The sequence below is a fragment of the Paenibacillus silvae genome (assembly GCF_014639235.1).
Classification (GTDB): Bacteria; Bacillota; Bacilli; order Paenibacillales; family Paenibacillaceae; genus Paenibacillus; species Paenibacillus silvae.
Genome location: NZ_BMFU01000002.1, coordinates 932,200 through 945,465 on the forward strand (window position 1 = coordinate 932,200; position 13,266 = coordinate 945,465).

The window sequence follows — 13,266 nt, forward strand, 5'->3', positions numbered from 1 at the left end:
TAAAAATCATTTGGTTAACAATTATTCTATCAAAATCGAAAGGATTGTACAAACATGAAATTATCTTTGCGAGGCATCGTATTCAGTGCGCTCATGGCGGCCATTCTCGTTATTTTTGGATACATAAGCATTCCTCTCGGGTTCTCCCCTGTGCCGATTACGCTGCAAACGTTGGCAGTGATGTTAGCTGGCGGACTGCTTGGGCCGCTTTACGGATTTCTGAGCATTGCCCTGGTTGTTGTACTTACCGGTCTTGGTTTTCCTCTGCTGCATGGAACGGGTGGACTTGGCGTTCTGCTCGGGCCAACAGGAGGCTATGTAATTATATGGCCCTTTGCTGCCTTGCTTATCGGTCTGCTGCTCTCCAAAGTCCAGATTCGCGGATTCAAAGGGTTCTTGCTTGCATTTATCATCCTGGAAATATTCGGTTCCCTCTTCATTTATGTTACAGGTGTTCCTTGGTTAGCTTATCGCTTCAGCATGTCCTTATCGGATGCGATGATTCAAGGCTTCTATCCTTATATTATCGGTGATCTGATCAAAGCTGTTTTCGCTACGATCATCATCGCTCCTATTCGCATCGTGTACCCGCCTCAGCGCCTGACGAATCCTATGCATTCCAATGTTATTAAGATGAACTAGTTTCAATTAACCCACCTTCAGAATGTCACTGTCAGATCAGCACAGAAAACCGCCAAAGCGAGCCTTTGGCGGTTTTCTGTATTTTTATTAATTTATCTTTATTGAGCTTTCATTACTTTTATCTTTATCGAGCTTTCATCACTTTATCTTTATCCCATTTCCCTCGGCAGCTTAGGAACCGTAAATTTTCAGCAGCAGATCCTTGCTGCTCACCTGTCCTGAAGCTTGCGGAATGACATCATTGTAGTCCGCGGAGTTTGTTACGATGATAGGGGTTACCGTATGGTAACCTGCGGCTTTAATCTGCTCGATGTCGAATTCGAGCAACAGATCCCCCGCCTTCACCCGGTCACCTTCCTCGATGTAAGAGATAAAATGCTGCCCGTCCAGCTTGACCGTGTCCACACCTACATGTACCAGAATTTCGGCACCCGAATCGGAAACGACAGCAAGTGCATGTTTCTTCTTGAAAGCAACGGTTACTGTACCATCAAAGGGAGCCACTACACGACCTGTGGACGGCTCGATCGCAATTCCTTTTCCCATAGCCCCAGAAGCAAACGCCGGATCTGGAACTTCAGCCAAATCGACAATTGTACCTTCGATTGGACTTAATACTTCTTGATCTGATTTGGAGGCTGCTTGAGCCGATGGCTTGGAACCCTCTGTGCTTGATGCAGTCCCGGCCGTTTGACCTGCGTTTGCTTCTGTCTTCGTGTTCTCATCATCCACAGGGTCTTTGAAGCCCATGATATACGTCAGAACTGCAGAAACGATAAAGGACGCTGCGATACCCATAATCAGTCCAGGGAAGCCTTGCCCGCCCGGTCCGTAGAAGATTGGCAGTGTCAGCAGTCCCGGTGCACCCGAAGCGAATGCCTGTGTACCTGCCTGACCGATAATCGCACCCCCGACAGCACCACCGATAACACCAGCAATAAATGGACGTTTCAGCGGCAGCGTTACACCATAAATTGCCGGTTCAGTAATGCCGAACAACGCTGTAAGTGTAGAGGATCCGGCAAGAGTTTTCAGTTTTTTGTTTTTGGTTCTGAGCATAACCCCGAACGCTGCTCCCGTTTGAGCAAAGACCGAAGCCGTTGCTGCCGGTTTTACACCGTCCTTGCCGTATACAGCAATGTTGTTGATGAAAACAGGCACCAAGCCCCAGTGTACGCCGAAAATAACGAGCAGCTGCCAGCTTGCACCCATCACAGCTCCGGCGAGCAGTGGACTGAATCCAAATGCAGCCACCATTGCAGACGCAATGCCGTTACCTACATATACACCAAATGGTCCAAATACAAGCAGTGTGAGCGGAACCATAATGACAAGCAAAAATAAAGGGGTCACAAAGTTTTTAATACTATCATGAAGCAGCTTGTTAAAGAGCTTCTCCAGCTTGCTCATCACAATAACCGCCAGAATAATCGGTATAACGGTAGACGAATAGTTCATAAGCACAACGGGAATTCCGAAGAAGTCCGTAGGTGTGCCGTCTGTCTTCAGCTGAATAATTGTTGGATAGATTAATGCTCCGGCAATCGTTAATGCAACAAACATATTTCCCTGGAATTTACGCGCCGTTGTAACCGCTAACAGGAGCGGCAGGAAATAGAACAAGCTGTCTGCTGCTGCATACAGAATGATATAGGTCGTATCTGTTTTCTCGAGCCAACTCATATTGTTCGCGATCAAAAGCAAACCTTTTAATATACCGGCTCCAGCCATCACACCAAGCAGCGGTGCAAAAATACTCGATATGACGTCAATGATGCCGCCCAGGCCTTTCACCTTTTTGCTGCTCTTCTCTTTACTCGAAGAATCGTCCAGAATATGACTGATCTGACCGATGGCCTGATATACCTCAGGCACTTTATTCCCAACAACAACCTGGAATTGTCCGCCGTTCTCCTTAACGGCAATTACACCCTCTGTTTTCTCCAGACCCGCTTTGTCGGCCTTGGAATCATCCTTTAATACAAACCGCAGCCTTGTCGCACAGTGAACGAGTGACTCCACATTTTTTTCACCGCCGACCCGCGCAACAATCTCCTTGGCCAGTTTCTCTTGACTCATGACATGCCCTCCCACTTTTTGTCCAACAGGCACTTTACCGATTTTTTTGCACACAAAAAACCTAAGCCTTGCGCAGATGGACACAAAGGTTCCAACATGCACATGACTTAGGTTTTGCCTGCATAACCAGTAACAATCCCAGTTAAATCGTATTCAAATTCCTGTTATACACATAATATTATAATATAACCAATTATGTCAATGATTAATTGTTAGCGATTAACGACACGTTCAATGTGCACGGTCAGATACAATTTCTCCTCATTGGTCAGCTCATGATCGTATTCCTTGTAAACAAACATGGCTATTTTTTCTACACATGCAGCAGCCTCAGGATGCTTCTCCTTGATCATATCGTAGAAATGATCGTAATCTTTATCATAGTGTGTACCGTTCAGCACACGCTGCGAGAAAAATTTCAAATGTGTAATGAAGCGGAAGTAACTGAGCGACTCCTGATCAAATTCCATTTTAAAATGATACTTCGCGATATTAATAATCTGCTGGATAAACTTCGTCATATTCATCGTGGTAATGACTTCTTCATTCATCTCCGCATTGACGATATGCAACGCAATAAAGGCAGCTTCATCCGGTGGAAGTTCGATCTGCATGCGCTTGTTAATTTCTTCAATCGTACGCAGTCCCAGCCCGAATTCAGCCTTGTACAGCTGTTTGATCTCCCACATTAACGCATTTTTGATCTCGATGCCTTCATGATAACGCTCTATTGCGAAATTAATATGATCCGTCAAGGATACATAGATGTTCTCATTCAGCTTACGTCCAAGGCTGTCACGTGCGTGTGAGATCATCTCCTCTACGATTTCAACCAGTTCCATCGGAACCTCGCGCAGCAGCATTTTGAAGTTATCGGATGTCTGTTTGTTTTTCAATGCAAATACTTTCTGAATGCGGGTCTCGTCTACTTTATCTCCCGGCTTTTTCTTAAAGGCAATCCCACGTCCCATCACTACAAGCTCTGCCCCGTCGGCCTGATAGATGCTGATGACGTTGTTGTTGATAACCTTCGCTATTCTCAATTCAATCCCCCCGTCACGTTCCACTCTCTAGTCGCGCTGATATATCTATTCATGGGCATAACAAAAAAACCTGGAGCATCACAAAATAAACAAGACATGACCGTCTGCTTCTTTTGGTGCTCAGGTTTTGCCTACGTGTGATGTAGTAACAATCCCAGAAACGATATATTTGCGTCAAGTATACCTTGAACAGCAATCGATGTCAACGCTTTCAAGGAGCAGACATCAGGAAGTTACATGGATGCATGCAACTTCTGATGTTGAGAAAAACACGAATGCTTCTCCTTGCAGACTATTCGTCTCCAAGATTTGTGCCGCGGGAGGCAATAACATTTTTGTACCATTCGAAGCTTTTCTTTTTCAACCGGGTCATTTCTCCCTTGCCTTCGTTGTCCCGATCTACATAGATATAGCCGTAACGTTTTCTCATTTCGCCGGAAGATGCGCTGACGATGTCAATCGGCCCCCAGCTCGTATAACCAATAATGTTACAGCCGTCCTGAATGGCTTCACCCATCTCCGCAACATGGCGTTTCAAATAATCAATGCGGTATGAATCATCAATCTCTCCTTCAGCATTGATTTCATCATGAGCACCAAAACCGTTCTCTACTACAAACAGCGGTTTTTGATAGCGGTCATGAAGCTGGTTTGCCGTAATACGGAAACCTTTAGGATCAACCGTCCACCCCCACTCCGATTTTGTCAGGTATGGATTTGCTATGGAGCCGAACACGTTGCCACTCGTCATATTTTTGTTCACTTCAGGGTCAGTACTGGTTGTCCGACTTGAATAATAACTAAATCCGATATAGTCCACCGTATGGTTTTTCAAAATGTCCGCATCCTGCGGCTCCATTACGATATTCAGATGGTTGTCCTTAAAGAAACGTTTGGCATAACCCGGATATTCTCCGCGTGACTGCACATCAATGAAGAAGTAGGATTCACGATCCTTCTCCATTCCCTGGAAGACATCCTCCGGGTTACATGTATACGGATAGAAGCTTCCTGCAGCAAGCATACAACCAATCATGGCGTCCGGGATGATCTCATGACAAGCTTTAACGGCAAGCGCACTTGCAACCAGCTGGTGATGCGCCGCCTGATACTGGATTTCCTTGATGTTATCCCCATCGTTAAAGGCCAGTCCTGCTCCCAGGAATGGAAGATGAAGCAGCATGTTGATCTCGTTAAACGTCATCCAGTATTTCACCTTGTCTTTGTATCGGGCAAATACCGTTTTGGCATAGGTCTCAAACAGCGTCACCAATTCACGGCTTCTCCAGCTGCCGTATTTCTCAATCAGATGTACAGGCACATCAAAGTGGGCCAACGTGACAACCGGCTGGATGCCATGTTTCAACAGCTCGTCAAACAGGTCATCGTAAAATTTCAATCCTGCTTCATTCGGCTGCGCGTCCTCGCCTGTCGGAAAAATTCGTGCCCATGCAATGGACACACGTAAAGCTTTGAAGCCCATCTCTGCAAACAGAGCAATATCCTCACGGTATCTGTGGTAGAAATCAATGGCCTCATGGGATGGGTAGAACTCATTTTCAAGCGGTGTGAAGGCAGGAACATGACCTTTCATAATGTTTCTGCGCTTCTCTCCAGTTGGCAAAAGATCAACTATGCTCAGCCCTTTGCCATCCTCAAGGTATGCTCCTTCTGCCTGGTTGGCTGCAATTGCTCCTCCCCATAGAAAATGCTCAGGAAATTGAAATGTCGTCATCTGTATTCTCCTTTCAAATATATCATGCAATGATCCGCCCAGTCTCTGCCGTCCAGCTGAATCACTGGGTAAATAGAAAAAACCCGAACCAGCCTGCATACACTACGACGTGTATCACAAGCCAGCTCAGGTTATGCCCGTATTCGGTAACATTCCCAGACAACATTATGCGGATTGGGTAAAACTTTACCAAGAAACAGGAAATCTGTCAACAGCACAAGTCATAGTCTGACGGTGTAGTTCTTTTTTACAGACGATAAAAAGCTTCACAATTTTCACCGAAAATCTTCTGCTGCTCTGCTGCTGACAACGTATGAACATGCGTCTGAAGCAGATTAAACACTTGACTATAAGTGCCCGCTACTGTGCATACAGGCCAGTCTGAACCATACATGACCCGGTCTGTTCCAAATGCGTGCAGAACCGTATCGAGATAAGGCGTGAAATCTTCTTGTGTCCACGTATTCCAGTCTGCTTCAGTCACCATGCCGGACAATTTGCAATGTACATTCGGATGCACTGCAATTGCTTCCATAGCTTCTTTCCATGGAGTTTGAATACCGCCCTTGATATCAGGCTTAGCCAGATGATCAATGACAAAACGCTGCCTTGGGAACTTCTGTACCAGCTCTGCAGCATACGGAAGCTGTTCCTTGGATACGAGCAGATCATAAGCCAGATTATACTGCTCAAGAAGTGCAATTCCACGCTGGAAATCCTCTCGCAGTACAAACTTTACATCCGGCTCATCCTGAATGACATGACGTACACCTTTCAGCCAAGGGTTAGCCGCAACTTTTTCCAGCTGGACAGCAGCTTCTTCCGAGCACAGATCCACCCATCCGACAACCCCTCGAATGAACTCATGTTGATCCGCCAGCTCCAGCAGCCACTCGGTTTCTTCCAGACTTTGACGGGCTTGTACAGCCACGCAGCCTTTTATTCCGGCCTCCGTAAGAATGGGCTCCAGATCTTCCGGCAGAAATGATCGTTTAATCACACGCATCTCTTCACCAATCCACCCGTAATCACGGATATTGTAATTCCAGAAATGTTGATGTGCATCCAGCTTCATCGTATGTACCCTCCTCATGTATCTCGCGCCGTTGTAATATGCCATGCCTTATCTAAATATAAATCATATTCTACGTGCAAGCACTAATTAATAAATGATTTTTAGTCCAATTATTATGGTATTTTCCCCCAAATAACTATGGTATATTTACTCTTCAGAAAACGCTTTCAACATTATTTCAAGCATTCAAAGATTAAAGGAGATGGTTTAATGCCAAAAAATCGAAAGTCTATTCTCTCGCTTGCTGTGGCGGCCGCCTTGGTTATGTCGTTGCTCTCCAGCACTATGACCGCTGCTGCTGCAGACCATCCAGACCCTGCTGATACACCAGCCACTATGAGTAAAATGCAAGCCTATGTTAACGCGATGGAGCCTGGCTGGAATCTGGGCAATTCACTCGATGCTGTCGGTGAAGATGAAACAGCCTGGGGAAACCCCCGCATTACAGAGGAACTGATACAATCCATTGCTGATGAAGGGTACAACAGTATTCGAATTCCTGTTACCTGGGAAGCGCACATTGGTAGCGGGCCCGACTACGTCATTGATACCGCTTATATCAATCGGGTTCAGGAGGTCGTGGGCTGGGCGCTAGACGCTGACCTCTATGTTATGATCAATCTGCACCATGACTCCTGGCGCTGGATTAGTTACATGGAGAATGATTATGATAACGTTCTTGCACGGTATAACGCCATTTGGACCCAGATTGCAGACAAATTCAAGGATGCTCCGGATAAGCTCATGTTTGAAAGTGTCAATGAACCTCGTTTCTCCGAAGGTGGAACTACCAATGCAGCTGCAGAATATCGCATGCTCGATACATTAAATACTTCTTTTCACCACATCGTAAGAAATTCAGGTGGACATAACGATACTCGCCCACTCGTCCTGCCTACGATGCATACGTCATCTGCACAGCCGGATCTGGACGCCTTGAATCAGACGATTCAGGATCTTGATGACCCCAACCTCATCGCTACGGTTCATTATTACGGATTTTGGCCGTTCAGCGTAAATATCGCTGGATTCACCACATTTAACGAAGAAGTGCAAAAGGATGTGACGGACACATTCGACCGGGTATACAACGCCTTCACAGCCAAAGGTATTCCCGTTATTATCGGTGAGTACGGCCTGCTTGGATTTGACCAGCATACCGGAGTTATCGAACAAGGCGAGAAATTGAAATTTTTTGAATTCGTTGCCCATTACTCACGTCAAAAACAGATGACAACCATGCTGTGGGACAACGGTCAACACTTTGAACGCATAAGTTTTACCTGGTCCGATCAACAGCTGTTTGACATGATGCGCGCCGGCTGGAGCGGACGCTCCTCCACCGCAGAGACAGATCAAATCTATCTGAAGCAGCATGAACCTGTCCAGGATGTCAAAATCTCGCTCCATTTGAACGACAATCGCTTCTTTTCACTGAAAAATGGCAAGACACCACTTGTCAGGGGAAAAGATTATACGATTAGAAACGGTGTACTCACTTTAAAATCAAGTCTACTCTCCAGGTTAACGTCAACCGACGAGCTCGGTGTGAACGCCAGGCTGACTGCCGGCTTCAGCCAGGGTGCAGACTGGGAACTGAATGTTATTCAATACAACACACCTGTGTTTAATGACGCAGCGGGCACTACCAGCGCCTTCGCCATTCCCGTCACTTTCGGCGGAGATCAACTCGCAACGATGGAAGCGACCTACGCGAACGGCGAGAACGCCGGACCTCAGAACTGGACATCGTTCAAGGAATTCGCTTATACATTCAGCCCGGATTATGAGCGTCATGTTATTGAACTGAAACCTAACTTTTTCAAAGAAACGAAAGATGGCGAAATTCATCTCAAGTTCCATTTCTGGAGTGGAGATGTGATTGACTATACAATCACGAAAAAAGGCGAGCAGGTTACAGGTACCTCCTCCTGATCCGGCCTGACTATAACGTTCTGCCCAGAGCATTGCCTCTGACAGAACGTTTTTGCAATTTTGCATGGAGACAATAAATCAGTGAATAACGTATAACGTACAAGTCAACCTTCATACCTTTACATGAATGAGAATGGAGGGGGACTTTGACATGTTTAAACGTGTGGATCGTCTTGCGATTGAATTGCCCATATCCAACAATCCGGACCCTAACGGTGCCAGTGCGGTACAGGAGCTGTTAGGCGGAAAATTCGGAGAAATGTCAACGCTTAACAATTACATGTACCAGTCATTTAACTTCAGAGGCAGATCCAAGCTGCGTCCGTTCTACGATATTGTCGCCAGTATTACAGCCGAAGAGTTCGGCCACGTCGAGCTTGTGGCCAACACCATTAATCTGATGCTTGAAGGCTCGACGTCTCCAGGTGCACCAGACACTACACCGCTCCGAATAGGGAAGGATGCACGCATGACCTCCCATTTTATTGAATCCGCGCAAACAGCACTGCCCTATGATTCCATGGGAAGACCTTGGGATGGTTCGAATGTGTTCAGCAGCGGCAATCTGATTCTTGATCTGCTGCATAACTTTTTTCTGGAGTGCGGGGCAAGAACACACAAAATGAGAGTTTATGAGATGACTGATAACAATACCGCTCGTGAGATGACTGGTTATCTGCTTGTGCGCGGCGGCGTACATATTCTTGCCTATGCCAAAGCGCTGGAGATTGCAACAGGGGTAGACGTGACCAAGCTGATTCCGATCCCCAATCTGGACAACAAAGCCTTTGATACCACACGCAAATGGGAAGCGATGGGTGAGCAGCGCCGGTTGTATACGTTCAGTGACAAGGATTATCAGCAGATCGCCCAAATATGGAAAGGCACACATCCGACCGACGGCGGTAAGCTGGAGGCTTTCGCGGGTTTGCCTGGTTACGGAGGGCCCATCCCCGAGCTGCCTGACCTGCCGGAGGAATTCGCGCCCGGTATATCCCCGGAGGATTTTCTACAGATCGCAGAACGCCTGAAACGAAATGCAGGACTCTAACTGACAAAGAAAAGGAAAACGACCGGAGCATACCTCCAATCGTTTTCCTTATTTCTATTGTATCTCAGCTACGACTGATGGATTGATGCAATTCTTAAGTATGATGTTTCCAATTACAATCGAAATCGCAAGATTGTTATTGCCGCTCAGTAAACTCTACGACGAGCACCCTTTTCCTATTTGCGTTAACATGTCCTCTTGATACCGCTCTCACCGAAGAGATCAAGTCGTTGCCGTTCGGGATCAGGACAGGTGTAATCAGCGGCAGGCCGGCATTCTGAATTATATCTCTGTCAAATTCAATTAATAGCTGTCCCTCAAGCACAGAATCTCCGCTTTTCACATGAGTAACAAAGCCATTACCTTTCAGTCCAACTGTATTAATGCCAATATGAATCAATAGCTGGATTCCTGTGGCATGCTCTAAAATAACAGCATGTTTGCTTTTATCCATAACATGGGCTACAACTCCGTCAAACGGAGCATACACCTTGCCATCAGAAGGGTGAATGGCTATGCCCTCCCCCATATGTTTTTCCGAAAATGCAGGGTCAGGCACTTGCTCCAGATCAACAACAGTTCCATGCATGGGCGAGGCAATCTCCAGCTGTTTAACGTTGGGACGAGATGCGGGAATAGCCGATGGCAATGTCGTTTCAGATGGGATTGCTTGGTTTTCAACCGGAGAATCGTTACCCGTAGCCTCCTCCTCTGTAGCGGGTTGATCTTTATAACCAAAGAACCAGGTCAGCGCAAAAGCAATGGCCATCGCTGTGACATTCGCTACGATATACAGAGGCAGCTGACTATTCAGGTACAGCAGAGTTCCCGGAATGACCGTGACAGCCATGCCTGTTCCTTGCAGATGGAATAATGATGCGATAAAACCGCCCACTGCGCCCCCGATCAGACCCATAACAAACGGTTTCATATATCGCAGATTTACACCAAAAATCGCTGGTTCCGTAATCCCGAGAAAAGCAGATAAGGAAGACGGCAGAGCAAGCGCTTTGAGCTTCATATTTTTTGTCTTCAGACCAACAGCAAGACATGCCGCTCCTTGCGCAGCCATAGCACACGTAATAATTGCGTTGAACGGGTTAAATCCCGTTTTCTCCAGTAGTTGAATTTCCAAGAAGTTAAAGATATGATGTACACCCGTAACCACAATAATCTGATGCAAAAATCCGATAATAATGCCTGCTATGCCGAAAGGCAAATCGAGCACGGCTGTTGTGCCATGCAGCACCCATTCTTCAAGCGAATGAAATACAGGACCAATCGCAAACAGTCCGAGTGTAATCATAACCGTTAGCGTAATAAATGGCGTCAGAATCAGATCCAGTGCCTCAGGTACACGCCTGCGCAGCATCTTTTCGAACTTGGCACCGATCAAACCTACGAAAAATGCTGGCAGTACCGAGCCCTGATATCCTACAACGGGGATAAATCCGAACATCTGCAGGGGCTGTACCGAACCATCGGCTACAGCATATGCGTTCGGCAGCGCTGGATTCACCAGCATCAGGCCGAGCACGATCCCGAGAACCGGGCTTCCCCCGAATACGCGGAATGCAGACCAGGCTACAAGTGCAGGCAAGAAGGCAAAGGCTGTATCCGTAAGAATCTGCGTAAAAAGCAGGAAGTTTGGCGATATATCATCAGGCGTTGCACCGAACCAGGCCAGAATTTCATTTTGCGTGAGCAAACCGCGCAAGCCCATGAACAGCCCGGTTGCGACAAGCACGGGAATGATCGGAACAAACACGTCACCAAACGTGCGAATAGCACGCTGGAATGCATTGCCTTCCTTTTTCCCCTGACTCTTCACATCTTCCTTCGATGTTCCTTCGATGCCAAGCTTCTCAACCTCTTCGAAGATGCGATTCACTGTGCCTGTACCGAAGATGATCTGATACTGCCCGGAATTGAAAAAAGCACCTTTGACTTTGTCGATATTCTCGACCTTCTTCTGATCAATCTGCTGTTTATCTTTCACCATAATGCGAAGCCGTGTTGCACAGTGTGCAAACGAAGCAATATTATGCTTTCCGCCGATCGCTTCAATAACTTCCTGCGCAATACGCTGATTGTCGGACATACTGTCTCATTCCTCTCCGTTCGTCTAATAATTCCACTTCATTGCTGTGAAATCGGCACTTCCGCCGTATGCAAAAAATCGAATAGCTATACTGTCACGACTTGGAAAAATCCGGCTGGTGAACACCTCTTGTCCGTCGTTGACGAATAGCTCAACCGAGGATGAATCAACAAACATCCGCAGTTTAATGACATCTGCCTCCAACGCACATTGACGAATTGTTCCATTGGCTTCGGACAGAGCTGCTCCCGATTGACTGCGATCCAATTTAAGTTTGTGCTGCAAACAATCATACTGAATGACCGTTTTTTCCGTGGCGCTCGCCCGGAATTCGATACCAGCATGTTCTGCACCCTTCAGATTAATCTCACATTCAAGCTCATACGTGATGCCATGAAAATTCACGACTGTCTTACACTCATCGTTCAGGGTAAGCTTCGCTTCGATACCCTGTTTATCTCTGCGAAGCTGTTCCATTTCCGCAACAGGCCGCTGGATGAGCTTGTTACCTTGAACGGACAGTTCCCGCGGTATCGTTAAGCAGTGTGCCCAGCCACTGTCATCGGTGGGATACACGAGATCAGGAAGCCCCATCCACGCAACCAAAATTCGTCTGCCATCCGGCGAATGCATCGTTTGTGGAGCATAGAAATCAAAACCACGGTCCAGCTCTTGAAATGGGATATGATTAAAGGCTCTCGTTTCCAGGTTCAAGGGCTCGCCCAGAAGGTATCCGGATTGATAAATGTTCTGGAATTGATCTCCTGCAGCCTGAATGCCTTGTGGTGAGAAGATCAGCACCCCTAGCCCATCCAGTTCCATGTAGTCCGGGCATTCCCACATGTAGCCAAAGGAAGGCAATGCTGTAATGATCTCACCGAGAAACTGCCAATGTTTCAAATCCGCGGAGCGATAGAGCACTGTACAACCCGTCTCATTCGTACGCTGGGCTCCTATGACACAATAATAAGCATCCCCATGCAGCCATACCTTGGGATCTCGGAAATGCTCGGTATATCCAGGGGGCACTTCAGGAATGACCGGCTGCTCGTATTTGGTGACTACATGCTGCTCATCCATAACCGCCAAGCACTGATACGGATGTCTGATCCAATTTTCATCACGGGTATTGCCCGTGTAGATCAGGTTCAACCTGCCGTCCTTCTCAACCGCACTGCCTGAATATGCTCCATGAGAGTCATACGGGCTTCCTGGTTCAATTGCAATGCCGATATTCTCCCAATGGACCAAATTGCGTGAGCGTGTATGATACCAATATTTCATCCCGTGTTCTGTACCGAGAGGAAACCATTGATAAAAAAGGTGATAATAACCCTCGTAATAAGAAAATCCGTTAGGATCATTAAGCAGGCCCGTGACAGGCTGAATATGATAACCTTGTCTCCAGGGACATGCTGCAATCTGCTTCTCAAGCTTTGCTAATTCTCCCGGCTCGGCCTGATCAATCCGTCTATAGAGCTGTGCTCTAGTCATTTTCATAAGTCCTCTCAATCTCCATTCATGCTGCAAAATCATAAGTCCCCCCAGAGGAACCGGTTCCAATATAAACAAAAAAATAATTCCATGCCCCCGCTTTCCGCTATC

Annotated in this window: 9 protein-coding genes; 3 read left to right on the forward strand and 6 right to left on the reverse strand. The window is 46.8% G+C overall.

Annotated elements, in window-relative coordinates; genetic code table 11:
• The first annotated feature begins 54 nt into the window (after positions 1-54).
• Positions 55-642 (forward strand): biotin transporter BioY, encoded by a 588-nt coding sequence (locus tag IEW26_RS10030; protein WP_188592266.1) that lies wholly within the window; start codon positions 55-57, stop codon positions 640-642.
• Between the two features lie 171 nt (positions 643-813).
• Here IEW26_RS10030 and IEW26_RS10035 read toward each other — a convergent pair whose 3' ends face one another.
• From IEW26_RS10035 to IEW26_RS10050, 4 genes are all read right to left on the reverse strand, one after another.
• Positions 814-2,721 carry a beta-glucoside-specific PTS transporter subunit IIABC gene (locus IEW26_RS10035; RefSeq protein ID WP_188592267.1) on the reverse strand — a complete coding sequence of 636 codons (1,908 nt, stop codon included), beginning with the start codon at positions 2,719-2,721 and terminating at the stop codon, positions 814-816.
• Positions 2,722-2,933: 212 nt separating this feature from the next.
• The gene (gene licT / locus IEW26_RS10040) at positions 2,934-3,764 is read right to left on the reverse strand and encodes a BglG family transcription antiterminator LicT (RefSeq protein WP_188592268.1); all 831 of its coding nucleotides are present in this window, start codon (positions 3,762-3,764) and stop codon (positions 2,934-2,936) included.
• Between the two features lie 292 nt (positions 3,765-4,056).
• Positions 4,057-5,499 carry a 6-phospho-beta-glucosidase gene (locus tag IEW26_RS10045; protein ID WP_188592269.1) on the reverse strand — a complete coding sequence of 481 codons (1,443 nt, stop codon included), beginning with the start codon at positions 5,497-5,499 and terminating at the stop codon, positions 4,057-4,059.
• Positions 5,500-5,746: 247 nt separating this feature from the next.
• Positions 5,747-6,574, reverse strand: a complete 828-nt coding sequence (locus tag IEW26_RS10050) for an amidohydrolase family protein (protein ID WP_188592270.1) — start codon at positions 6,572-6,574, stop codon at positions 5,747-5,749.
• Between the two features lie 210 nt (positions 6,575-6,784).
• On the opposite strand from IEW26_RS10050, the gene IEW26_RS10055 reads away from it, so the two are divergent.
• Together IEW26_RS10055 and IEW26_RS10060 are read left to right on the forward strand one after the other, a co-directional pair.
• The gene (locus IEW26_RS10055; protein ID WP_188592271.1) at positions 6,785-8,509 is read left to right on the forward strand and encodes a cellulase family glycosylhydrolase; all 1,725 of its coding nucleotides are present in this window, start codon (positions 6,785-6,787) and stop codon (positions 8,507-8,509) included.
• A gap of 151 nt (positions 8,510-8,660) precedes the next feature.
• The gene (locus IEW26_RS10060) at positions 8,661-9,560 is read left to right on the forward strand and encodes a manganese catalase family protein (RefSeq protein WP_145402498.1); all 900 of its coding nucleotides are present in this window, start codon (positions 8,661-8,663) and stop codon (positions 9,558-9,560) included.
• Positions 9,561-9,696: 136 nt separating this feature from the next.
• On the opposite strand, the gene IEW26_RS10065 is transcribed toward IEW26_RS10060, so the two are convergent.
• Positions 9,697-11,661: a sucrose-specific PTS transporter subunit IIBC gene (locus tag IEW26_RS10065; protein ID WP_188592272.1), complete on the reverse strand. Its 1,965-nt coding sequence runs from the start codon at positions 11,659-11,661 to the stop codon at positions 9,697-9,699.
• A gap of 24 nt (positions 11,662-11,685) precedes the next feature.
• Positions 11,686-13,161: a glycoside hydrolase family 32 protein gene (locus tag IEW26_RS10070; protein ID WP_188592273.1), complete on the reverse strand. Its 1,476-nt coding sequence runs from the start codon at positions 13,159-13,161 to the stop codon at positions 11,686-11,688.
• Between the last annotated feature and the right edge of the window lie 105 nt (positions 13,162-13,266).

Bases quoted from the DNA above. Each gene is read 5' to 3' on its own strand.
- IEW26_RS10030 (WP_188592266.1), top strand. From the start codon at position 55: ATGAAATTATCTTTGCGAGGCATCGTATTCAGTGCGCTCATGGCGGCC.
- IEW26_RS10035 (WP_188592267.1), bottom strand. From the start codon at position 2,721: ATGAGTCAAGAGAAACTGGCCAAGGAGATTGTTGCGCGGGTCGGCGGT.
- IEW26_RS10045 (WP_188592269.1), bottom strand. From the start codon at position 5,499: ATGACGACATTTCAATTTCCTGAGCATTTTCTATGGGGAGGAGCAATT.
- IEW26_RS10050 (WP_188592270.1), bottom strand. From the start codon at position 6,574: ATGAAGCTGGATGCACATCAACATTTCTGGAATTACAATATCCGTGAT.
- IEW26_RS10055 (WP_188592271.1), top strand. From the start codon at position 6,785: ATGCCAAAAAATCGAAAGTCTATTCTCTCGCTTGCTGTGGCGGCCGCC.
- IEW26_RS10060 (WP_145402498.1), top strand. From the start codon at position 8,661: ATGTTTAAACGTGTGGATCGTCTTGCGATTGAATTGCCCATATCCAAC.
- IEW26_RS10065 (WP_188592272.1), bottom strand. From the start codon at position 11,661: ATGTCCGACAATCAGCGTATTGCGCAGGAAGTTATTGAAGCGATCGGC.
- IEW26_RS10070 (WP_188592273.1), bottom strand. From the start codon at position 13,161: ATGAAAATGACTAGAGCACAGCTCTATAGACGGATTGATCAGGCCGAG.